The sequence below is a fragment of the Caballeronia sp. NK8 genome, assembly GCF_018408855.1.
Taxonomy (GTDB): domain Bacteria; phylum Pseudomonadota; class Gammaproteobacteria; order Burkholderiales; family Burkholderiaceae; genus Caballeronia.
This window is the reverse complement of the sequence record NZ_AP024322.1, coordinates 698,177-719,639: the sequence shown is the minus strand read 5'-3', so window position 1 is coordinate 719,639 and position 21,463 is coordinate 698,177. Positions and strand designations below refer to the sequence as shown.

The 21,463-nt window shown below is 63.0% G+C and carries 21 protein-coding genes, 1 other RNA gene and 1 riboswitch; of the genes, 10 read left to right on the top strand and 12 right to left on the bottom strand.

The genetic code is table 11. The features are described from left to right. Position 1: 1 nt before the first annotated feature. From cobT to NK8_RS03345, 4 genes are read right to left on the bottom strand one after another with little or no spacing between them, the layout of a single operon-like run. Complete coding sequence (cobT, locus tag NK8_RS03360; RefSeq protein WP_213227439.1) at positions 2-1,066, bottom strand: nicotinate-nucleotide--dimethylbenzimidazole phosphoribosyltransferase; 1,065 nt, start codon at positions 1,064-1,066, stop codon at positions 2-4. Between the two features lie 11 nt (positions 1,067-1,077). Beyond that, positions 1,078-1,854 carry an ABC transporter ATP-binding protein gene (locus NK8_RS03355; RefSeq protein ID WP_213227437.1) on the bottom strand — a complete coding sequence of 259 codons (777 nt, stop codon included), beginning with the start codon at positions 1,852-1,854 and terminating at the stop codon, positions 1,078-1,080. Continuing rightward, positions 1,851-2,849 carry an iron ABC transporter permease gene (locus tag NK8_RS03350; RefSeq protein ID WP_213228463.1) on the bottom strand — a complete coding sequence of 333 codons (999 nt, stop codon included), beginning with the start codon at positions 2,847-2,849 and terminating at the stop codon, positions 1,851-1,853. Before NK8_RS03350 ends, NK8_RS03355 begins: the two co-directional genes overlap by 4 nt. A 38-nt stretch (positions 2,850-2,887) precedes the next feature. Continuing rightward, positions 2,888-4,729 carry a TonB-dependent receptor gene (locus NK8_RS03345; protein WP_213227435.1) on the bottom strand — a complete coding sequence of 614 codons (1,842 nt, stop codon included), beginning with the start codon at positions 4,727-4,729 and terminating at the stop codon, positions 2,888-2,890. 82 nt (positions 4,730-4,811) lie between these two features. Beyond that, positions 4,812-5,114, bottom strand: a riboswitch (cobalamin riboswitch). A gap of 261 nt (positions 5,115-5,375) precedes the next feature. Between NK8_RS03345 and NK8_RS03340 the strand changes: the two genes are divergently transcribed. The 5 genes from NK8_RS03340 (at position 5,376) to NK8_RS03320 (ending at position 7,689) form a co-directional block, all read left to right on the top strand. Then, complete coding sequence (locus NK8_RS03340) at positions 5,376-5,744, top strand: ATPase (RefSeq protein WP_213227433.1); 369 nt, start codon at positions 5,376-5,378, stop codon at positions 5,742-5,744. Continuing rightward, the gene (locus tag NK8_RS03335) at positions 5,741-6,055 is read left to right on the top strand and encodes a cell division protein ZapA (RefSeq protein ID WP_061173025.1); all 315 of its coding nucleotides are present in this window, start codon (positions 5,741-5,743) and stop codon (positions 6,053-6,055) included. Before NK8_RS03340 ends, NK8_RS03335 begins: the two co-directional genes overlap by 4 nt. A gap of 105 nt (positions 6,056-6,160) precedes the next feature. After that, a non-coding RNA gene (gene ssrS / locus NK8_RS03330) (6S RNA) lies at positions 6,161-6,342 on the top strand. Positions 6,343-6,422: 80 nt separating this feature from the next. Next, positions 6,423-6,881, top strand: coding sequence for an EVE domain-containing protein (locus NK8_RS03325; RefSeq protein ID WP_213227431.1), 459 nt, complete (start codon positions 6,423-6,425; stop codon positions 6,879-6,881). Between the two features lie 76 nt (positions 6,882-6,957). Next, positions 6,958-7,689: an SIMPL domain-containing protein gene (locus NK8_RS03320; protein WP_213227429.1), complete on the top strand. Its 732-nt coding sequence runs from the start codon at positions 6,958-6,960 to the stop codon at positions 7,687-7,689. Between the two features lie 34 nt (positions 7,690-7,723). Here NK8_RS03320 and lgt read toward each other — a convergent pair whose 3' ends face one another. After that, entirely contained in the window at positions 7,724-8,626 is a 903-nt protein-coding gene (lgt, locus tag NK8_RS03315; protein WP_162065079.1) for a prolipoprotein diacylglyceryl transferase, read from the bottom strand. Between the two features lie 36 nt (positions 8,627-8,662). Beyond that, entirely contained in the window at positions 8,663-9,622 is a 960-nt protein-coding gene (locus tag NK8_RS03310; protein WP_213227427.1) for a LysR family transcriptional regulator, read from the bottom strand. Between the two features lie 108 nt (positions 9,623-9,730). On the opposite strand from NK8_RS03310, the gene ilvD reads away from it, so the two are divergent. Together ilvD and NK8_RS03300 are read left to right on the top strand one after the other, a co-directional pair. Further along, positions 9,731-11,404, top strand: coding sequence for a dihydroxy-acid dehydratase (gene ilvD, locus NK8_RS03305; protein ID WP_213227425.1), 1,674 nt, complete (start codon positions 9,731-9,733; stop codon positions 11,402-11,404). Between the two features lie 473 nt (positions 11,405-11,877). Continuing rightward, positions 11,878-12,966, top strand: a complete 1,089-nt coding sequence (locus NK8_RS03300) for a type I restriction endonuclease (RefSeq protein WP_213227423.1) — start codon at positions 11,878-11,880, stop codon at positions 12,964-12,966. Between the two features lie 105 nt (positions 12,967-13,071). Here the strand turns inward: NK8_RS03300 and NK8_RS03295 are convergent, their stop codons facing one another. The 3 genes from NK8_RS03295 to NK8_RS03285 form a co-directional block, all read right to left on the bottom strand. Beyond that, on the bottom strand, positions 13,072-13,413 hold the full coding sequence (locus NK8_RS03295; RefSeq protein ID WP_213227420.1) for a DUF2486 family protein: 342 nt from the start codon (positions 13,411-13,413) through the stop codon (positions 13,072-13,074). Positions 13,414-13,476: 63 nt separating this feature from the next. After that, complete coding sequence (locus NK8_RS03290; protein WP_162065075.1) at positions 13,477-13,893, bottom strand: DNA polymerase III subunit chi; 417 nt, start codon at positions 13,891-13,893, stop codon at positions 13,477-13,479. A 7-nt stretch (positions 13,894-13,900) separates the two neighbouring features. Further along, complete coding sequence (locus tag NK8_RS03285) at positions 13,901-15,424, bottom strand: leucyl aminopeptidase (RefSeq protein ID WP_213227418.1); 1,524 nt, start codon at positions 15,422-15,424, stop codon at positions 13,901-13,903. A 171-nt stretch (positions 15,425-15,595) separates the two neighbouring features. On the opposite strand from NK8_RS03285, the gene lptF reads away from it, so the two are divergent. The 3 genes from lptF to NK8_RS03270 are packed head-to-tail and all read left to right on the top strand — an operon-like array spanning position 15,596 to position 18,234. Further along, positions 15,596-16,687, top strand: coding sequence for an LPS export ABC transporter permease LptF (lptF, locus tag NK8_RS03280; protein ID WP_213227417.1), 1,092 nt, complete (start codon positions 15,596-15,598; stop codon positions 16,685-16,687). Positions 16,688-16,691: 4 nt separating this feature from the next. Then, positions 16,692-17,840, top strand: a complete 1,149-nt coding sequence (lptG, locus tag NK8_RS03275) for an LPS export ABC transporter permease LptG (protein ID WP_162066759.1) — start codon at positions 16,692-16,694, stop codon at positions 17,838-17,840. 22 nt (positions 17,841-17,862) lie between these two features. Continuing rightward, complete coding sequence (locus NK8_RS03270) at positions 17,863-18,234, top strand: sirohydrochlorin chelatase (protein ID WP_213227415.1); 372 nt, start codon at positions 17,863-17,865, stop codon at positions 18,232-18,234. A gap of 80 nt (positions 18,235-18,314) precedes the next feature. Here NK8_RS03270 and cobA read toward each other — a convergent pair whose 3' ends face one another. Genes cobA through cysD form a run of 3 tightly spaced genes read right to left on the bottom strand, consistent with a single transcriptional unit; the run spans position 18,315 to position 21,412 of the window. Continuing rightward, complete coding sequence (cobA, locus tag NK8_RS03265; RefSeq protein WP_162065071.1) at positions 18,315-19,073, bottom strand: uroporphyrinogen-III C-methyltransferase; 759 nt, start codon at positions 19,071-19,073, stop codon at positions 18,315-18,317. Positions 19,074-19,107: 34 nt separating this feature from the next. Continuing rightward, positions 19,108-20,424, bottom strand: coding sequence for a sulfate adenylyltransferase subunit 1 (locus tag NK8_RS03260; protein ID WP_213228461.1), 1,317 nt, complete (start codon positions 20,422-20,424; stop codon positions 19,108-19,110). A 25-nt stretch (positions 20,425-20,449) separates the two neighbouring features. After that, on the bottom strand, positions 20,450-21,412 hold the full coding sequence (cysD, locus tag NK8_RS03255; protein WP_062261177.1) for a sulfate adenylyltransferase subunit CysD: 963 nt from the start codon (positions 21,410-21,412) through the stop codon (positions 20,450-20,452). Positions 21,413-21,463: the final 51 nt, after the last annotated feature.

Here is a 21,463-nt window from a genome sequence, read left to right as displayed (position 1 = left end):
CTCAATCAGCTTTGTTCGATACACCCGCCGACTCGAAGCTCGCCATCTCGTCGACGAACGCGACAGCCGCACGCAGAATCGGCAGCGCGAGCGCCGCGCCCGTGCCTTCGCCAAGCCGAAGATAGAGTTGCAACAGCGGCGCGGCATCGAAATGCGCCAGCATGCGGCGATGCCCCGTCTCGTTCGACGCATGCGCGAACACGCAATAGTCAAGCACGTCGGGCGCGATCTTCGCGGCCACCAGCAGCGCCGATGTCGCGATGAAGCCATCGACGAGAATCGTCATGCCGGCGCACGCGGCGGCGAGATACGCGCCCGTGATCATCGCGATTTCGAAGCCGCCGAAGGTCGCGAGCGTATCGATCGCGTCACCCTCATTGCGATGCAGCGCGAGCGCGCGGCCGAGCACATCGCGTTTATGCGCGAGGCCGCGATCGTCGAGACCCGTGCCGCGCCCGACGCATTCGTCGATCGGCAGATCGCACAGACGGCTCATCAGGCAAGCCGCCGCCGACGTATTCGCGATGCCCATCTCGCCGAAGCCGATCACATTGGTGCCGAGCGACGCGTGATGCCGCACGCGCGCAGCGCCACGCGCGATGCCTTCGAGCGCGATCTCGCGCGACATCGCCGGTTCTTGCGCGAAGTTGCGCGTGCCGAGTCCCAGCGACAGGCGTTCATAGCCGTGATCGATGGGGAACGGAAACAAAAGCGGCGTCGCGACGCCCGCATCGACGACTTCGAGCGTCATGCCGACCGAACGCGACAGCGCGTTGATGGCCGCGCCTCCGCTCAGGAAATTCGCGACCATCTGCGCGGTCACTTCCTGCGGATACGAACTCACGCCCTCTTTCGCGATGCCGTGATCGCCCGCAAAGACGATCATCGCCGGACGCTCGATGCGCGGCTTGACCGTGCGTTGAATCAGACCCATCTGCAGCGCGAGGGATTCGAGCCGGCCGAGGCTGCCCGGCGGCTTCGTCTTCATGTCGATGATGCGGCGCAGTTCCGCTTCGATGGCGCGGTCGAGTGCGCGGGGCAGCGGGAGGTCGTTGAGGGTGGACATCGAAATTCCTCTCATGAGCGATGAATGGATGGCACGAGCGCTTCGTGCTCGCCGTCGCGGATCAACGCGAGCGGATAGCCGAAAGCCGCGCTGGCGCGTTCGGGCGTCAGGACGTCGGTGACGCGGCCCGCGAAGGCGCCGCCTCGACCGTCGAGCAACAATGCGTGCGTCGCGAAACGGCGCGCGAGATTCAGATCGTGGCACGAGAACACGATGGTGCGCGCGTGCTCGCGCGCCGCGTCGCGCAGTGCATGAAGACAATCGATCTGATGATGCAGATCGAGATGCGAGAGCGGTTCGTCGAGCAACAGCAGCGGCGCGTTCTGGCACAGCACTGCCGCCAGTGCGACGCGCTGGCGTTCGCCGCCGGAGAGCGTCAGCACGTCGCGCGCGGCGAACGCCGCGAGGCCGAGCATGTCGAGCGCGGCGCGCGCGGCGTTGCGGTCGTCGTCGCTTTCCCAGCCCCAGCCGGCCAGATACGGAAAGCGATTGAGCAGCACGGTATCGAGCACGGTCGCGCTGAACGCGTCGTGGGTGGCTTGCGGCATCAACGCGCGTGCGCGTGCGAGTTCCGCCGCGCGCCATGACGCGAGCGCGCGGCCTTCGAGCGACACACGGCCCAATGCGGGTTTCATGAGGCCCGCCAGCACGTTGATGAGCGTCGTCTTGCCCGCGCCGTTCGGCCCGGCGATGCACCACACCTCGCCCGCCGACATCGTCTGCGTGAGACCGTCGATCAGCGTGCGCGCGCCCGCGCGAAGCACGATGGCATCGAGATGCAGCGTCATCGCGGTCTCCGCAGGAGCATCCACAGGAACATCGGCACGCCGATCAACGCGGTGACGACGCCCACCGGCAATTGCGCGGGCGCGATCACGGTGCGCGCGGCAAGATCGGCGGCCATCACGGCGAGACCACCCGCGAGCGCGGCGGCGGGCACGAGCATGCGCTGGTCGTTGCCGAACGCGAGGCGCAGCAGATGCGGCACCACGAGCCCGACGAAGCCGATGGTCCCGGCTGTCGTCACCGCGGCAGCCGCGGCGATCGACGCCACGAGATAGACACGCAGGCGCAGACGTTCGACCGGCACGCCGAGCGCGCGCGCCGCGGTGTCGCCGCGCAGCAGCACGTTCAGTTGCGGCGCGGCCGGCACGATCGCGGCGAGCGCGACGGCGAGCGCGATCAGCGCGGGCCACGGCGCCGCCGCGCCGTTGAGATCGCCCGTCAGCCAGAAGATCATGCCGCGCAGCCGGCTTTCGGGCGCGATGCTCAGCATCAGCGTGATCAACGCGCCCCATCCGGATGCGATCACGACGCCCGTCAGCAAGAGTCGCGGCGACGCGTCCTGTCCGCTTTGCCAGAGATCGCGGCGCGCGAGTCCGAGCACGATGACGATCGATGCGAACGCGCCCGCGCACGCGGCGAGATCGACGCCCCACCACGGCAACGCGGCGAGCATCGCGGCGAGCGCGAAGGCTGCCGCGCCGCCGGACACGCCGAGCACGTAAGGCTCCGCGAGCGGATTGCGCAACAGCACCTGCAACAGCGCGCCGGCAAGCGCGAGCAGCGCGCCGGATGCGAAGCCCGCGAGCGCGCGCGGCAGGCGCAACGTGAGCACGATTTCATCGGCGATATCGGGTGTCGCGGCATGCGCGTGAAAGAGCGCGCCGATCGCGCGCGATACCGGCAACGCGACGCTGCCCAGCGCGAGCGACGCGACGAGCACGACGAGCGCCGCAATGCCGAGCGCGCTCCAGATCGCGGCCGCGCGACTCGCGTTCATCGCGCGCGGGCGCTCAACGACGCGACTCACGACGCGGCTCACGACGGATGCCAGCCGAGCGTGACATAGGCGCCGCGTCGTGGCGTGTTGTACGAGTACGCGAGTTCATAGTCCTTGTCGAACAGGTTGTCGATGCGCGCCGTGACGTACCACGACTTCGAGATGTCGTAGCGCGCCGACAGATTCACGATGCCATATCCCGCGAGCGTCGAATCGTAATCGCTGCGCTCTCCGCTCACGATCCACTCGCCGCCGACACGCCAGCGCCCGATCGTGCGATGCGCGGTGAGCGTCGCGAAATGCCGCGCGCGGCGCGTCAGGTCCTGGTGATTCGTTTCGTCGACGGGATTCTGGAACGTCACGCCCGCGCGCACATCCGTTGCGCCGACATGGCCCGCCCACGATCCCTCGATGCCCTGCACTTTCGCGCGCCCGACGTTCTGCGCGACATAGTAGAAGCCGCCATCGGACACATAGTCGATCAGATTCGAATAGCGCGTCTGGAACAGCGTGACGCGCGCGACGCCGAGCGCATTCGATGCGTACTGCAACGCCGCCTCCACCGAATGGCTGCGCTCCGGCTGAATCGACGGATTGCCGCTGAACGGATAGTAGAGGTCGTCGAAACTCGGCGCGCGAAACGACGCCGCATAGCTCGCGCTCGCCTTCCAGTGCGTATCGAAGTTGTACGCGTAGCCCAGATAGTAGCTGTTCGCGCCGCCGAAATCGGAATACTGGTCGTGACGCAGATTCGCCTGCAAATCGCTTGCGCCGATATGCCCCACGTAGCCCGCGAACACCGAGTTCACGTGACGATCGGGCGCGCTGAACTGATCGGAATCGAGCGTCTGATCGAGATGCTCGTAACCGAAGAGCAACTTGTGCGCCTCGGTGATCCTGACATCGTTCTGCCAGGTGTATTGACGGTTCTCCGAGTTGAAGCGGCTCGTATAGACGCCGTTCTGCTCGATATTCGCGCGGTCCTGTCCCTGCCCGATGATGAAGTGCGTGGTCCAGCTGTCGGTGATTCTGCCGTTCGCGAACACGGACGCGGAGCGCACGCGGTCGTGCGTTTCGTTGATGTCGGCGGGCTGGCCGTAGGCGTCGTCGAAACTGTTGATGCCGTTCGATTGCAGGAAGCGCACGCCCGCGTCCCATTTGTCGCTGAACTGATGACGCAGCGTCGCCGCAACGCTCTCGTTCAGATAGCCGTTCGCGTTCGGATTCGCGCCCGGCGCGATGGCCGGATCGAGCGACGAAAAGCCGTCGGTCTTCTCGCGCGAAACGTTCAGGCTGAAGGTCGTGCGGCCGTCCTTGTCGAGCGCGCCGTTCACGCCCGCCGACTGACGCTGCGTGTGATAGCTGCCGTACTCGGCCTCGAAGCTGAAACGCGGCGGATGCGGCTCGCCTTCCTTCGTGAAAATCTGCACGACGCCGCCGATCGCATTCGAACCATACAGCGCCGATACATTGCCGTTGACGACTTCGACGCGTCCGATCTGGTCGAGCATCAGTTGCGACAACTGCGCCGCGCCGAGCGACGCCGATTCGACGCGCACGCCGTCGATCAGAACCAGCGATTGCGACGACGCCGCGCCGCGTATAAAGAGACCCGAGTTCGCGCCCGGTCCGCCATTGCGCGTGACCTGCACGCCGGGTGCGAGCGCGACGAGGCCGAGCGCGTCAGTGGCATTGGTGTCGGCGATGTCCTGTTCGTCGAACACCGACGTCTGCGGGATCGATTCGGCGAGCGGCTGCGGCGCGCGCGTCGCGGTGACGACGACCGGCGCAAGCGTTTGCGATGCGTCGTCGGCGGCGTGCGCGGTGCTGGCGAGCGGCAAGGTAATGAGCGCGGCGAGCGCGCCCAGAGGCGATGACATGGTGTGAAGCGTTCCCGTGAAGCGTGAGCGCGACCCCGCTCCCCGCGAGGACGATGCGCGACGAACGCATCGCGCAATATGCGCCGATGCGTCGAGCCTTGGCCGGTATCCGGGCTGGCGACGGATCGTCTCGCCTTCCCGCGCATTCGTGCGCAGTGGCGTCGACACGTTTCTTGCAGTCGAGTCCATGTGATGAAAATCCACACGCTCGCGCTGGAAAAACGCGCATGAGACGACTTGCAACTTGCGTTGCGGTCGCTTACCGTTGCGGGGGCAGCACAGGTTGGCTCGTCCCGGTTGAACTTCGGGGACTTCGCTCCCTGTTTCCCGTTTGACTGCATCCGCGAGATCCGCGGATGCGAGCACCAAAAGTGCGGCAAGTGTAGGAGCGCGGGTTGGGGCCGTCAAGAAAACGGCGTCCACAGATTGGCGCGGCGCATGACGAATCGAACGAGAAACAGCCGGGCCTGTCCTCAACGAGCGAAGCATCGGCGCTCGCGTTTATCTGCACACGAATGCATGACGACATGCGCTTGATTCGATGGATTAAGCGCGAGATCGCATGCTGTTACGTCTCGAAACGAGACAATTATCGGAAGCTCCGTTGAACCGCGCTAAAATGCGAGGTCTTTAGAGGACGCAGCACATGCTCAACGAACTCGAATCACTGTCAGGAAATATCGGCCGGCTGATCCAGATCAGCGAGCGCCACAAGCAGGCGCGCGAAGCGCTGCAGGAACAACTCGAACAGCTGCGCGCCGATCACGCGAACGTGCAGGCCGAACTCGAGCAGGTGCGTGAAGAACGCGACACGCTGCAATCCGAACGCGACTCGCTCTCCGCGAAAATCGACGACGCGCAAGTGCGCCTCAACGCGATTCTCGAAAAGCTGCCGCGTGCGAAGTCCGCGCAACATGCCGAAGCGGACAATCAACTCGATCTCCTCGAAGCCGATTCCCAGGAAACACATGAAGCGGAATTGCACGGCGAACATCATCAGGGAGAGAAGGCATGACGAACACGCAGATCGAAGTTTCCATTCTCGGGCAGCCGTATCGCCTCGCGTGCTCGCCGGAAACGGAAGGCGCGTTGCGCGAAGCAGTCGCGCGCGTCGACGCCGAGATGAACAAGGTGCGCAATGCAAGCAACGTGCGCGGCACGGATCGCATCGCGGTGATGGCGGCGCTTTCGCTGGCGTCGGAATTGCTTAAGCTGCAAGACAGCGTGCGCCACGGCGAGGCTTTCCCCGCCGAGGAAATCCGCCGCACCATGCATTCGATGAACGAACAACTGGGCGCCGTCATCGCGCAATACGAAGCGCAGTAAGGTGCCTGCGCGTCGAGTCAATCAGCGCGCAAAGTCAATCGAAAAAAGAAACCGTCGAATTGATGACAAGAGGCTGCAGAAGGCAAACGATTGGTGTAGAGTGACGTTTCCCTGCCTGGTTCGCCAAGGTCATATATTCCTTGAACCAATGCTACATTGGCACGGTTGCGGAACCTTGCAACATGGGCGCGCGCGTCGCTAGTCCGATGTACCCGAAGTGTTGCTTACCGCGACCAATCTTGAACCCAGGTTCAGGATGCCGGCCTAGCGGCTGTGGCGGGGACCTCTTCAAAAGAACGGCATCGGTGTTTCCGGTGCCGTTTTCATTTGCATCGGCACATCGTCGATTTCCGCATAGCGAACAACCATGCGCTACTGGCTGATGAAGTCCGAACCGGACGAAGCGAGCATCGATCATCTCGCGCACGCGCCGAAAAAAACCTTGCCATGGACGGGCGTGCGCAACTATCAGGCGCGCAACTTCATGCGCGATCAGATGCAGATCGGCGACGGCGTGCTGTTCTATCATTCGAGCTGTCCGGAGCCGGGCATCGCGGGCATCGCGAAAGTGTGCTCGACGTCCTATCCCGATCCCACGCAATTCGATCCGAAGAGCGATTACTACGATCCGAAGTCCACGCAGGAAACGCCGCGCTGGATGCTCGTCGACGTGAAGTTCGTGAAGAAGACACCGCTGGTCCCGCTCGCCGCGCTGCGTGAGCACAAGGAACTCGCCGACATGCAGGTGCTCGCGCGCGGCAATCGCCTGTCGATCACGCCGGTGACCGAAGCGCAATGGCGATTTATTACCGAGCAACTCGTCTAACAAGGAACTTACGACACGCGGGCCGCGCCTAAAGTCCGTCGCGAATCACGCGATATCCCGCGTTCGGAGTCCTTCGATGATCAACAAGAAAACCGCTGCCGCGCTCGCGCTTCTCGCGATGTCGGGCGCAGCGCTCAGCTTCTCTCAAATGGCCGCCGCGCAAACGGTGATTACGCAGCCGCAGCCCTCGGGCGTGCTGTCCCTATCGGCGCAGGCCAACGCGCAAGTGCCGCAGGATGTCGTCGACATCACGCTTTTTTATGAGCAGGAAGCGGCCGATCCCTCCTCGCTCACCAACACGCTCAATCAGCGCGCAGAAGCCGCGTTGCGCGAAGCCAAGGGCGTCGAGAACGTGACCGCCAAGAGCGGCTCGTTCACCGTGTACCCCACCACCGACCGCGACGGCAAGATCTCCGCGTGGCGCGGCCGCACGGAAGTCGTGCTCGAATCGCACGATTTCGCGGCGGCGTCGAAGCTCGCGGGGAAGATGAGTTCGTCGATGCAGGTGGGCAGCGTCGCGTTTTCGCTGTCGCCGGAAGCGCAGCGCGCGGCGGAGCAGAGGCTCGTTTCGCAAGCCATCGATTCGTTCCGCAAGCAGGCGCAAACCGCCGCGCAAGCGTTCGGCTATAGCAATTTCACGATTCGGGAAGTGAATGTCGGACGCAGCGGGAATCAGCCGCGCCCGATCATGATGATGCAGGCGCGCGCGATGAGCAACGATGCGAAGATGGCCGCGCCGATCGCCATGGAAGCGGGCACGTCGACGGTGACCGTCGACGTCTCCGGTTCGGTGCAGATGGGACGTTGAACGATGCGTTGCGGGGCACGCCGCCCCGCGACGCTCAGGCTTTTGCGGATTCGGGCGGCAGGCGCAGATTGCGCTTGTACGCCCACACCATCATCAGCACGCCCGCAATGATCATCGGCAGCGAGAGCCACTGGCCCATCGAGAGGTTGAACGCCAGCAGCCCGAGATAATCGTCCGGCTCACGCGCGAATTCCACGGTGAAGCGCGCCAATCCATAACCGATCAGAAACAGCGCGGAAATTGCGCCCACGGGCCGCTGCTTGCGCGAGAACGTCCAGATCACGATGAACAGCACGAGCCCTTCCAGCGCGATCTCGTAGAGCTGCGACGGATGGCGCGGCAGCATGTGGTAACGCTGAAAGATCTCGGTGAGATGGTATTGCGCATCGAGTTGCGGATTTTTCGCGAGCCAGATCGCATCGTCGTTGGTCGAATTCTGGAACAGCATCGCCCACGGCGCGTTCGGGTCCGTCACGCGGCCCCACAGCTCACCGTTGATGAAGTTGCCCAGACGCCCCGCCGCGAGGCCGAGCGGCACCATCGGCGCGACGAAATCGGTCACCTGCAGCCAGGTGCGTTTGCGATGGAACGCGAACAGCACCATCGCGAGCGTCACGCCGAGAAACCCGCCGTGAAACGACATGCCGCCTTCCCAGACCTTGAAGATGTCGAGCGGATGCGCCGCGTAATAGCTCGCCTTGTAAAAGACCACATAGCCCAGGCGGCCGCCGAGAATCGTGCCGAGGACGCCGTAGAACAGCATGTCGTCGATGTCCTTCGCGGTCCAGCCTTGCGCCGCGACATACGGCAGCCGCAGACGCAGCCGCCCGATGACGATGGCCGACACGAACGCCACCAGATACATGAGGCCGTACCAGCGCACGGCGAGCGGTCCGAGATGGATCGCGATGGGATCGAAATTGGGATGTATGAGCATTCTGAAGTGAGAGCTTGAGCGAACTACAAGGGCGAATCATACAGAACCCGCGCTTTCGGCCCGCGAACGGACGATCTCGATGAACCCGGCGAGCACCGGGCTCACTTCCGCCGCGCGCCACACGAGCCCGGTCTCGACGACCGTTTCCGATGCGCCCGCCACGCGCAGCGGACGATACACGACGCCCGTGCGCCGCAGATGACGCAGCGACTGCGGCACGAGCGCGACGCCCATGCCGGCGGACACGAGACTCACGATGGTCTGCATCTGGATCGCCTCCTGGCCGATGCGTGGCGTCAGTCCCGCCGCGCCGTAGCAGCCCATGATGATGTCATACAAACCGGGCGCGAGCCGTCTCGGGAAGACGACGAGCGGCGCCGCGACGAGATCGTGCAGATCGACGGGCGTATCGGCCCATTCCTGCGGGCCCTGCCCCAGTTCCAGCGCCGCATCGGCGGACATCGCGATGACGAGCGGTTCGCGCGCGACAGCCACATACGACAACGCGCTCGCGTAGCGCGGCGGCAGCGGCGGAATCACGAGGCCCGCGTCGATGCGCCCGGCGACGAGTTCTTCGATCTGCACGTCGCTGGTCGCTTCGGTCAGTTGCAGCCGCACGCCGGGATAGCGCGCGCCGAAATCGCGCAGGAGCGCTGGCAGAAGACCGTAATCGGCGGTGGAAACGAACGCGAGCGACAGCACGCCCGCCTCGCCGCGCGCGAGCGATTGCGCAAGCGGGCGCAGCGCATCGGCGGACGCGAGCAGGCGGCGCACTTCCGGCAACAGGTCCTTGCCGACGGGTGTCAACTCCACGGTCCGTTTCGTGCGCACGAAGAGCGCGACGCCAAGCGCGTCTTCAAGCGCGCGGATCGCCTGCGAGAGCGGCGGCTGCGTCATCGCGAGACGCGCGGCGGCGCGGCCGAAGTGCATCTCCTCGGCGACCGTCACGAAATAGCGCAGCAGACGCAGCTCGATGGGCGGATTTCTCTTCTCCATTGATATGTTTTGCGACCTAGTAAGCCTTGAATAATATATTGGACAGACACATCTCGGGGGCTGCATTCTTGCTGCACTAGACCAAAAACATCCCCTCAGGAGCACACCATGGCCTTCAATCGTCGCTCGAAGCACATCACCCAGGGCGTCGCGCGCTCGCCCAATCGTTCGATGTATTACGCCCTCGGCTACAAGGAGGAAGACTTCGACAAGCCGATGATCGGCGTCGCGAACGGGCATTCCACCATCACGCCGTGCAACGCGGGCCTGCAGCGCCTCGCGGATGCCGCCATCGAAGCGATCAAGAAGTCCGACGCCAATCCGCAGATCTTCGGCACGCCGACGATTTCGGACGGCATGTCGATGGGCACCGAAGGCATGAAGTACTCGCTCGTGTCGCGCGAAGTGATCGCGGACTGCATCGAGACCGCCGTGCAGGGTCAGTGGATGGACGGCGTGGTCGTGATCGGCGGCTGCGACAAGAACATGCCGGGCGGCATGATCGGCATGGCGCGCATGAACGTGCCGTCGATCTACGTGTACGGCGGCACCATCCGCCCCGGCAACTGGAAGGGCAAGGATCTGACGATCGTGTCGTCGTTCGAGGCGGTCGGCGAATTCACGGCGGGCCGCATGTCGGAAGAGGATTTCAAGGGCGTCGAGAAGAACGCGTGCCCGTCGACCGGTTCGTGCGGCGGCATGTACACGGCCAACACGATGAGTTCGTCGTTCGAGGCGCTCGGCATGTCGCTGATGTATTCGTCGACGATGGCCAATCCGGATCAGGAAAAGGTCGATTCCGCCGCGGAATCGGCGCGCGTGCTCGTCGAGGCGGTGAAGAAGGATCTGAAGCCGCGCGACATCATCACGAAAAAGTCGATCGAGAACGCGGTCGCGCTGATCATGGCGACGGGCGGTTCGACCAATGCCGTGCTGCACTTTCTGGCGATCGCGCACGCGGCGGAAGTGGAATGGAGCATCGACGACTTCGAGCGCATGCGCAAGAAAGTGCCGGTGATCTGCGATCTGAAGCCGTCGGGTCAATATGTCGCGACGGACCTGCACAAGGCCGGCGGCATCCCGCAAGTGCTGAAGATCCTGCTCGAAGCGGGCCTCCTGCACGGCGACTGCATGACGATCACCGGCCGCACCATCGCGGAAGAACTGAAGGATGTGCCAGCCAGGCCGCGCGCGGATCAGAAGGTCATCTTTCCGATCGAGAAGGCGCTCTACAAGGAAGGCCATCTCGCGATCCTGCGCGGCAATCTCGCGGAAGACGGCGCGGTCGCGAAGATCACGGGCCTGAAGAATCCGGTCATCACCGGCCCGGCGCGCGTGTTCGACGACGAGCAAAGCGCGATGGACGCGATTCTCGCCGACAAGATCAAGGCCGGCGACATCCTCGTGCTGCGCTATCTCGGTCCGCAAGGCGGTCCCGGCATGCCGGAGATGCTCGCGCCGACATCGGCGATCATCGGCAAGGGGCTGGGTGAATCGGTCGGCTTCATCACCGACGGGCGCTTCTCGGGCGGCACGTGGGGCATGGTGGTCGGCCACGTCGCGCCGGAAGCGTACGCGGGCGGCACGATCGGGCTCGTGCAGGAAGGCGATTCGATCACCATCGACGCGCACAAGCTGCTGCTGCAACTGAATGTGGATGACGCAGAGCTCGCGCGCCGCCGCGCCGCGTGGAAGAAGCCCGCGCCGAAGTACACGCGCGGCGTGCTGGCGAAGTTCGCGGCGCTCGTGCAGCCGGCGAACAAGGGGGCGGTGACGGGGTGAGCGGTGTACAAAGTGAAATAATGCATTAGTGCACGTTCTTCACGACGTGCTTCGGACGACAAAAGGGCTGCCCAGTAACGCTGGAGCAGCCCTTTATTATTTTTTGCGAAGCCCAATAGCAGCAGGAAGAAGCGATCACTCTTGTCTCGCTGCTCGTAGTCATACACTTCAGCCTAGTTCATGACTTAACGCAAAGATTTATCGCTTTGCGATGTTTTAGTCACATCTCTTTACACACTGCAGCCAACATTCCCAACGGTCGCTCCCGACAGTCTTGTTAAAACGGACCATAGTGTTTTATAAACACAATCGTCGCTTCGCTTCGTGTCGCTGATCTTATTCAACGTGAATTCTTTTTGATTCCGGACGTAGATACGTGTTCGCTCAATGTCACGCCGACGAGCCAAGCGACGAACATCGCAAAATTATTTCAGTTGAATTCGAACATCTGGTTATCTCATAAAAGGCAAGGAATGGATTTCATCGATGAAGTGAGAGCCCTGGCAGCACGCGTAGCCGCCGCGAAGGATATGGTGCAAACGGAAGAGGCAACCAAAAACGCGATGGTGATGCCGTTCATTCACCTGCTTGGCTACAACGTTTTTGACCCCTTGGAGGTAACGCCCGAATTGATCGCAGACGTCGGAACAAAGAAAGGCGAAAAAGTTGACTACGCCATCTTGAAGGATGGCAAGCCAATTATGTTGTTCGAGTGCAAGAAATGTGGCGGAGACCTGAACATCAACCATGCAAGCCAACTTTTCCGATATTTCCACGTAACTGAAGCGCGGTTTGGTGTATTGACAAATGGCCTTGTTTATCGGTTCTTCACTGATCTCGAGCAACCGAACAAGATGGATGAGAAGCCATTCTTCGAATTCAGCTTCGCCGACTTTCGTGATCAGGACGTCGATGAGTTGAAAAAATTCGCCAAGACAGCCTTCGACCTTGAAAGCATACTGACGACAGCGAATCACCTGAAATACACCCGCGCGATCAAAAACACGTTGAATGATTGGATGACCGAGCCTCCTGAAGACTTCGTTCGGCTCGTGTCCGCAGAATTTCTGGCCGGCAAGCACTTCAAAAATACGGTGAAGGATCAGTTCACGCAGATTGCCAAACACGCGTTTCAGCAATTGGTGGCCGACAAAATCAATGAACGTTTGAAAGGTGCGATGACACCAGAGCCAGCACTACTTGCCTCTGTTGCTCATGCCGAAGCGGACTCCTTCCCCGGCGAAACTTCAGAACCGACGGCCATCGAGATCGAGGCGTACCAGATCGTTCGCGCTATCTTGAGATCCGTTGTACCTGCTGACAGGGTGGCCATACGCGGTGCGGCCAGCTACTGTGCCGTTTTGTTCGACGACAACAATCGCAAGCCCATTTGCCGATTGCGATTCAAAAACGAGAACCGACTCGTCATCGGAGTATTCGATGAAAAAAAGGAGGAAGATCGCGTACCGCTGCAGAGCCTGGACAATATCTTCGAGCTCGCCGACAAGTTGAAGGCGACCGTTGCGTGGTACACGCGTGACGAAGAGGCCGCAGCCCTATAGCAGATTGATTTTTCGTCGGGGCTCGATGCGCATCGGGCACCCAAGAGCGCTCCCGATCGAAATTCGGCGACTCATCGAGCGCAACGCGGTCGCGCTCGATGAGTATCATTCCCCCCGCTGACGCCGCAACTCGCTCTCCACCGCCTCGCGCACCCATTCGCTCATCCGGCCTTCGAGCGCCATCGCGACTTCGCGCGTGATCGCCGAGACGAGTTGCGTCGAATGCTCGCGCAGCATTTCGCGGCAGCGCTCTTCGATCAGCGTACGCGCCTCGCCCGTCAGAAAGCCCGTGAAACGGCCGCGCAGACGCTCGGCGATCTGCTCCGCATCGTATTCGATCGCCTCGGCGCCCGCGGACGGCGCGCGCGCATATTCGGGCTTGCCGGGCACGACGACATCGGTCAGGACGGGGATCGACGGATCGAAGGATTCGGGCGTATTGGTCATGTCGGGAGGTCTCCTCTTCATCTAAGCGGAGCATAGTGCAGCGCGCTGGCGCTCTCTGTGCGCTCAACCGCCCTGTTTGTGCGTCTCGATCGCATAGCCGCGATCGCGATAGAAGCGATAACGCTCGCGGCCCGCGGCGAGTTCGTCGCCATCGCTGCCGACGATCTCCACCAGCCGCTCGAAGCGCGCGAACTGCGCGGACACCGGCGCGCCGAGATTCACGAGCACCTGATGATGCGGCGCTTCGTCGAGATTCGACGTGAGCACGACGGGCGTGTCCTGCGCGAGCGGGCTCTTCGCCATGCAATGCGGCACGAACTCGAGCGGCTGGAAGGTCCACAACTGCTCGTCGAACGCAGCGAGACGCTGCGGTTCGGCGAGCACGACGAGCGGCTTGCCGCTCAGATACGCCTTGCGCGCGAGGCGGCAGGCGTACGCGAGCGGATCGCCGACGTTCGTATGAAAGTCGATGCGCGTCATGCTCGCTTCAAGCGCCGGCGCGATCGATCAGGAACTGCGAGAGCAGCGGCACCGGACGGCCCGTCGCACCCTTCGCCGCGCCGCTCTTCCACGCGGTTCCGGCGACGTCGAGGTGCGCCCACGGATAAGCCGTCGCGAAGCGCGACAGGAAGCACGCCGCCGTCACGCTGCCCGCCGGACGACCGCCGATGTTCGCGACATCCGCGAAATTCGACTTGAGCTGATCCTGATACTCGTCGTCGAGCGGCAGACGCCAGGCCGGATCGACCGCTTCGCGCGACGCGTCGAGCAGTTCGCCCGCGAGCGCGTCGTCCTTCGAGAACAGACCCGTGTTGTGATGACCCAGCGCGATGATGCACGCGCCCGTGAGCGTCGCGATATCGACCACGGCGGCGGGCTTGAAGCGCTCCGCGTAGGTCAATGCGTCGCACAGGATGAGGCGGCCTTCGGCGTCGGTGTTGAGCACTTCGATGGTCGTGCCGTTCATCGCGGTGATGATGTCGCCAGGCTTCACCGCGTTGCCCGCGGGCATGTTCTCGCAGGTCGGGACCACGCCGATCACGTTGAGCTTCAGGCCCATCTCGGCAACCGCGCGCATCGTGCCGAACACGGAGCCCGCGCCGCACATGTCATATTTCATCTCGTCCATCGCCTCGCCCGGCTTGATCGAGATGCCGCCCGAGTCGAACGTGATGCCCTTGCCGACCAGCACGACCGGCGCATTCTTGCCCTTTGCGGCCGCGCCCGCGCCCTGATACTGCATGACGATGAATTGCGGCGGCTCGACCGAGCCCTTCGCAACCGACAGGAACGAGCCCATGTTGAGCGCTTCGATCTGCTTCTGGCCGAGCACTTCGACTTTCAGCTTCCAGTCGCGGCCGAGCTTCTTCGCGGTCTGGCCGAGATAGGTCGGCGTGCAGACGTTCGGCGGCAGGTTGCCGAGATCGCGCGTGAGATCCATGCCGTTCGCGATCGCGACGCCCTGCTTCAGCGCGACCTTGGCCGCTTTCTCGTCGGCGGAATCGATGCTGAACACGATCTTCTTCAAAGAGCGCGCGCCGTTGTCGGGCTTGCTCTTCATCTGCGTGAACTTGTAGGTCAGCTCGCGCAGCGCGAGGATCGCGGCGCGCACGGCCCAGTCGCCGGTGCGTTCCTGGATCGGCAATTGCGCGAGCGTGAAGGTCGCCTGGCCGATCTTCGAGCCGAGCACGACGCGCCATGCGGCGCGCACGGCTTCGCCATAAGCTCTCTGATTGAAGGCGTCCTGCTTGCCGAGACCGACGAGCAGCACGCGCGATGCGCCGATGCCGGTCACTTCGGGCACCATCAGTGTCGTGCCCGCGCGGCCGCTCATGTCGCCGGCTTTCACGACGCGCGTGATCAGGCCTTTGGTCGCGACATCCATGTCGAGCGCGGCGCCCGTGAGCGTCTGCGCTTCGAAGATGCCGAGCACGATGACATCCGACTTTCCGGTAAGGAAACCATTTGCCTCGCCCTTGCTCCAATCACAGGCTTTTATGCTAAAGTCCATCGCGCTTATCCTCGGATAAAATCTTGGCTGAAGGATGAAAGCCGCAATTATCCGCTATTTTTTCCGCGGCGGTCACAGGCAGGCGGCGTGAGGGTAAGCGAAGACCCTTCCCGTAAGCCACGAGATGCGTGCATGATTTCCGCATCGCCGCCGGCTCCAAGCAAAAATTCAATGATCTTCGAACGCTCCCTGCAGCGCGAACTCGCGTATACGGCCGGCGCCGTGTTCATGGTGCTGCTCACGATCATGCTCACGACCATGATGATCCGCATCGTCGGCTTCGCGGCGCAGGGTCAAATCGACCCGAAGGACGTCGTGGTGCTGATCGGGCTTACCGTCATCGGCTATCTCGCGGTCATGCTGATCGTGACGCTGTTCGTCTCCATTCTCTTCGTGCTCACGCGCTGGTATCGCGATTCGGAGATGGTCGTGTGGCTCGCGTCGGGCGTGAGTCAGACACAGCTCATCAAGCCGATCGCCGTGTTCTCCACGCCGATCATCATCCTCATCATCTTCTTCGCGTTCGTCGGCTGGCCGTGGTCGAACCAGCAGAGCAAGCTCATCAAGCAGCGCTTTCAGCAGCGCGACGAAGTGTCGTTGCTCGCGCCCGGACAGTTCCGCGAATCGCCGTCGAGCCATCGGGTGTTCTTCATCGAGAAGATGTCGCCGGACCAGAGCCAGGTGCAGAACGTGTTCGTGACGAGCACGGAAGGCGGCAAGGTCAACGTGATCGTCTCGCAGACCGGCCACACGGAGACGCGCGAAGACGGCGACCGCTTCATCGTGCTCGACAACGGCCGCCGCTATGACGGCGAGCCCGGCCAGCCGAACTTTCGCATCATGGAGTTCGAGCGTTATGGTGTGAAGATTCTGAGCCATCAGGTCGTCAACACGCCGACCACGACGGGTATCTCCACGCCTGACCTGCTCGCCAATCCGACCAACGAGAATCTTGCGGAATTCGCCTGGCGTCTGGGCCTGCCGCTCATCGCCGTCAATCTGATGCTGCTCGCCATTCCGCTTTCCTATCAGAACCCGCGCCGCAGCCGCACGATCAATCTCGTGATGGCCGTGCTGATCTACCTCACCTACTCGAACCTGCTGAATGTCGTGCAGTCGTGGATCGAGCAGGGCAAGCTGTCGTTCGGCGTGGGGCTGGTCGGGCTGCATGTCATCGTCGGGGCGCTCGTCGCGTTCATCTTCTGGCTGCGGATCCGCAACCGGCCGCTCTTCAGGCTGCCGTCGCTGTCGAAGGGGGCCTGACGTGTTGCGCATTTACGAACGATACTTCGCGCGCCAGATCTATCTCGCGTTCATCTTCATCCTGTTCGCCTTCTCGGGCCTGTTCTTCTTCTTCGACCTGATCAACGAACTGAACACGGTCGGGCACGGCAACTACAAGTTCACGCTCGCGGTGCTGCGCGTCGGGCTGCAGACGCCGTCGCGCTTCTACGAAATCATTCCCGTCGCCGCGCTGATCTCGGCCATCTATGTGTTCGCGCAGATGGCGGCGGCATCGGAGTTCACGATCTTTCGCGTGTCGGGGCTGTCGACCGGCGCGGCGCTGCGTTCGCTGCTGAAGATCGGCGTGCCGATGGTGCTCATCACGTACCTCATCGGCGAAGTGGTCGGGCCTTACACCGATCAGTTGTCGGAGCGCGTGCGGCTGGAGGCGCTCGGGTCCTCGGTGTCGTCGAACTTTCAGTCGGGCGTCTGGGTGAAGGACACGCTGACGGCGAAGGAGAACGGCGAGCAGGTGACGCGCTTCGTCAACGTGGGCACGCTGAATCCCGACACGACCATCGCCAACGTACGCATCTACGAGTTCGATTCGAAGTTCCGGCTGACGAACGTGCGTATCGCGAAGAGCGGCGCGTACGAGCCGCCGGGACACTGGAAGCTCACGGGCGTAACGGACACGCAACTGAGCGACGCGCCGCCGCAAGCGGCGAACCCCGGCGATACGCTGAACCCGGTGTATCGCGCGAAGCAGACGACGCTGCCCGAGTATTCGTTGCGCTCCGAGTTGACGCCGCAGATCCTGTCGGTGCTGCTGGTGTCGCCGGATCGCATGTCGATGTTCAATCTGTTCCGCTATATCCAGCATCTGACGGAGAATCATCAGGATACGCAGCGGTATCAGATCGCGTTCTGGCGCAAGATTCTTTATCCGTTCGCGGTGTTCGTGATGCTGATCCTGTCGCTGCCGTTCGCTTATCTGCATACGCGCGCGGGCGTGGTCGGCATGAAGGTGTTCGGCGGCATCATGATCGGGATGAGCTTTCAGCTGGTCAACACGCTGTTCTCGCATATCGGCAATCTGAACACGTGGCCCGCGCCGATCACCGCGGCGGCGCCCGCCCTCGCCTATCTGGTGGTCGGTCTGATCGGGCTGAAGTGGGTGGAGCGGCACTGACGTTTCCTGCCAGGAGCGCGCAATGAAGAAGCACGGCATCATCCTGTTCGGCCACGGCGCGCGCGATCCGCGCTGGGCCGAGCCGTTCGAGCGGCTTGCGGCGAAATTGAGTGCGTCGAGGAGTGATCCGGTGTCGCTGGCGTTTCTCGAACTGATGTCGCCGGATTTGCCCGCTGCGGTCGCCCGGCAAGCCGCCGAAGGTTGCGATGCGATCACCGTCGTGCCCGTGTTCTTCGGGCAAGGCGGGCATGTGAGGAAGGACCTTCCGGAGATCGTCGATCAGTGCCGGGCCGCAAATCCGGGTGTGGCTATTTCCTGCGCGACGGCGGTCGGGGAGGATGATGCGGTGCTGGAGGCGGTGAAGGGGTATTGTTTGCGGCAGCTTGAGACATAGCGCGTCGAATCGAAGTTGCGTGACCCAAACAAAAAACGCACCGTCGCCGGTGCGTTTTCTTCATGCTCGAGCGACGCTCATCAAGCCGCCGCCTGCATCCCCTTCAAATGCACCTTCGGCTTGGCCGACGAAGCCCGCTCACGAAACGCCTCACCAATCATCAGCAAACTCGGCTGCGACGGGTCCAGCCATTCCTGCGCCTCACCCAGCGCCATGCGCGCTAGCGTCAGCGTCAACGTGCGCTCGCGCGGCGTGCTGCACGCCTCGACGATCGCCACCGGCGTCGAACCCGGACGGCCCGCATCGATCAGTTGCTGCGCGATATCCGGCGCGCTGTCGCGGCCCATGTAGAACACGAGCGAATCGGCCTTGGCCTGCTCGCGGATCTCGTCGCTGTCGGCGGCGCGCGAATGCGTCGCCAGCGCAACGCTGCGCGCCACGCCGCGCAAGGTCAGCGAGCGCTTGAGCGTCGCCGCGCTCGCGAGCGCCGCCGTGATGCCCGGCACCACTTCGAACTCGATGCCAGCCGCTTCCAGCGCGCGCATTTCCTCGTCGGCGCGGCCGAACAGCATCGGATCGCCGCCCTTCAGACGCACGACGACGCCATGCTCCAGCGCCGCATCGACGATCTGCTTGTTGATGAAGTGCTGAGCCGTCGAACGCTGTCCGCAGCGCTTGCCGACTGCGATCTTCTTCGCGTTCGGCGCGTAATCGAGCATCGCCGGTTCGACGAGCGCGTCGTGCAGCACGACATCCGCCTGTTCGAGCAAACGCATGCCGCGCACGGTGATGAGATCCGCCGCGCCCGGCCCCGCTCCGATCAGATAGACCTTACCCATAGCTTTAATCGATGAAATCAGACGGTCAGATGGTTCACGCAGAGAATGCACGAATCATACCGGCCGCGACCGTGTGATGCGTCGCCTCGTCGATCAGCACGAACGCGCCGGTGCCCTGATGCGTATCGTACTCGTCCGCGACGATCGGCTTTTGCAACGTGAGCGCCACGCGGCCGATATCGTTCATCGCGAGCGTGCTGCGATCGACCGAATGTGACAGCGTGTGCACGTCCAGCACCTCTTTCACCGCGCCGATGCGCGCGAACACCGTGCTGGTCGTGTGCTTCAGCAGATACTTGCGCTGCGGCGAAAGCGGCTCTTCGTCGAACCAGCAGATGTCGGCCTCGAGCTTCTTCGCCGGCTCGACCTTCTGGGCCGCCGGCACGAACGTATCGCCGCGCGACACATCGACGTCTTCCGTCAGGCGAATCGTCACCGTCTGGCCCGCGAACGCGCGATCCACCGGCGCAACGCCGCCCGGCACCGGTGCGATGATCTCGGCAACCGTCGCTTCGCGATTGGCCGGCAGCACCAGAAGCGAATCGCCGACGCGCACTTCGCCCGCTTCCACGCGCCCCATGTAGCCGCGGAAGTCATCGGCTTGCGAGCCATCCTGACGCGCGACCCACTGCACCGGGAAACGCAGCGCCTGATCGTTCGGCTGCGCAACCGGCAGCGATTCCAGCAGATCGAGCAGCGGTTCGCCCGCGTACCACGGCATGCGCTCGCTCGCTGTCACGATGTTGTCGCCCTTCAGCGCCGACACCGGCACGAAGCGCACGTTCGACAGACCGAGTTGATGCGCGAGCGTGACATACGCATCGCGAATCTCGTTGAAGCGCGCTTCGCTGTAGTCGACCAGATCCATCTTGTTGATCGCGACGATCGCGTGCTGCAGACCGAGCAGCTTGACGATCGCGCTGTGGCGCTTGGTCTGCGGCAGCAGTTGCGCGACGCCGTTCTCGAAGGTGACGCGCGTAGCGTCGACGAGAATGATCGCGGCATGCGCCGTCGATGCGCCCGTCACCATGTTGCGCGTGTACTGCTCGTGGCCCGGCGTATCGGCGATGATGAACTTCCGCTTCGCGGTCGCGAAGTAACGGTACGCGACGTCGATGGTGATGCCCTGCTCGCGTTCGGCTTCGAGGCCGTCGGTGAGCAGCGACAGATCGATTTCATCGCCGACCGTGCGCTTGTTCTTCGCGCGCGAAATCGCGGACAACTGATCCGACAGCACAGCCTTGCTGTCGTACAGCAGACGGCCGATCAACGTGCTCTTGCCGTCGTCGACGCTGCCCGCCGTGATGAAGCGCAACACGCCCAGGTCTTCAGCTTGATAAATGCTCATGATTCTTTCGTTCCTCGGGGCGTGTGGCTTAGAAATAACCTTGCTTCTTGCGCTGTTCCATCGCGGCTTCGGATGCCTGATCGTCCATACGCGTCGCGCCGCGTTCCGTGATTTCCGTCACGGCCGTTTCGGCGATGATCTTCTCGACATCGTCGGCATCGCTCGCGACCGGGCACGTGCAGCTGATGTCGCCGACGGTCCGGAAACGCACTTGCGCCACTTCCGACGTTTCGCCTTCGCGCAGCGGCGTGAGCGGCGTGAGCGGCACGAGCAACCCGTTGCGGCGGATGATCTCGCGATCATGCGCGTAGTAGATCGACGGCAGTTCGAGCTTCTCGCGCGCAATGTATTGCCACACGTCCAGCTCGGTCCAGTTCGAGATCGGGAACACGCGCAGATGCTCGCCCGCATGCAGACGCGCGTTATAGATGCTCCACAGTTCCGGGCGCTGCGCCTTCGGGTCCCACTGGCCGAATTCGTCGCGGAACGAGAAGATGCGCTCCTTCGCGCGCGCCTTCTCTTCGTCGCGGCGCGCACCGCCGATCATCGCCGTATAGCCGTATTCCTCGATGGTTTCGAGCAGCGTCACCGCCTGCGCGGCGTTGCGCGAATCCGTCTCGCGACGCAGACGCACGGTGCCCTTTTTGATCGAATCCTCGACATGGCCGACGACCAGTTCCGCGCCGATTTCCGCCGCGCGACGATCGCGGAAGTCGATCACTTCCTGGAAGTTGTGACCCGTGTCGATGTGAACCAGCGGGAACGGCAACTGGGTCTTGCGGCCCGCGCCGAGACCAAATGCCTTCAGCGCGAGATGCAGCACGACGACCGAATCCTTGCCGCCCGAGAACAGGAGCGCGGGCTTGCTGCATTCCGCGACGAGTTCGCGAATGATGTGGATCGACTCGGCTTCGAGCCAATCCAGGTGATCCATGCGCGTCGCCTTGTTGGCGATCGGTGCGGTGACGGTTGAGTCGAGCGTCGTGCTCATGTTCGTCGATCCTTTTTTATGCAGCGTCAGGCAATTTCCACTGCGACGATG

Coding starts and splice junctions, on each gene's coding strand:
- lgt (WP_162065079.1), bottom strand. CDS start 8,626: ATGCTCATACATCCCAATTTCGATCCCATCGCGATCCATCTCGGACCG.
- NK8_RS03295 (WP_213227420.1), bottom strand. CDS start 13,413: ATGACCAATACGCCCGAATCCTTCGATCCGTCGATCCCCGTCCTGACC.
- cysD (WP_062261177.1), bottom strand. CDS start 21,412: ATGAGCACGACGCTCGACTCAACCGTCACCGCACCGATCGCCAACAAG.
- ilvD (WP_213227425.1), top strand. CDS start 9,731: ATGGCCTTCAATCGTCGCTCGAAGCACATCACCCAGGGCGTCGCGCGC.
- NK8_RS03270 (WP_213227415.1), top strand. CDS start 17,863: ATGAAGAAGCACGGCATCATCCTGTTCGGCCACGGCGCGCGCGATCCG.
- NK8_RS03355 (WP_213227437.1), bottom strand. CDS start 1,854: ATGACGCTGCATCTCGATGCCATCGTGCTTCGCGCGGGCGCGCGCACG.
- NK8_RS03290 (WP_162065075.1), bottom strand. CDS start 13,893: ATGACGCGCATCGACTTTCATACGAACGTCGGCGATCCGCTCGCGTAC.
- NK8_RS03310 (WP_213227427.1), bottom strand. CDS start 9,622: ATGGAGAAGAGAAATCCGCCCATCGAGCTGCGTCTGCTGCGCTATTTC.
- NK8_RS03345 (WP_213227435.1), bottom strand. CDS start 4,729: ATGTCATCGCCTCTGGGCGCGCTCGCCGCGCTCATTACCTTGCCGCTC.
- NK8_RS03340 (WP_213227433.1), top strand. CDS start 5,376: ATGCTCAACGAACTCGAATCACTGTCAGGAAATATCGGCCGGCTGATC.
- lptF (WP_213227417.1), top strand. CDS start 15,596: ATGATCTTCGAACGCTCCCTGCAGCGCGAACTCGCGTATACGGCCGGC.
- NK8_RS03300 (WP_213227423.1), top strand. CDS start 11,878: ATGGATTTCATCGATGAAGTGAGAGCCCTGGCAGCACGCGTAGCCGCC.
- cobT (WP_213227439.1), bottom strand. CDS start 1,066: ATGTCCACCCTCAACGACCTCCCGCTGCCCCGCGCACTCGACCGCGCC.
- NK8_RS03285 (WP_213227418.1), bottom strand. CDS start 15,424: ATGGACTTTAGCATAAAAGCCTGTGATTGGAGCAAGGGCGAGGCAAAT.
- NK8_RS03320 (WP_213227429.1), top strand. CDS start 6,958: ATGATCAACAAGAAAACCGCTGCCGCGCTCGCGCTTCTCGCGATGTCG.
- cobA (WP_162065071.1), bottom strand. CDS start 19,073: ATGGGTAAGGTCTATCTGATCGGAGCGGGGCCGGGCGCGGCGGATCTC.
- NK8_RS03325 (WP_213227431.1), top strand. CDS start 6,423: ATGCGCTACTGGCTGATGAAGTCCGAACCGGACGAAGCGAGCATCGAT.
- NK8_RS03335 (WP_061173025.1), top strand. CDS start 5,741: ATGACGAACACGCAGATCGAAGTTTCCATTCTCGGGCAGCCGTATCGC.
- NK8_RS03350 (WP_213228463.1), bottom strand. CDS start 2,849: ATGAACGCGAGTCGCGCGGCCGCGATCTGGAGCGCGCTCGGCATTGCG.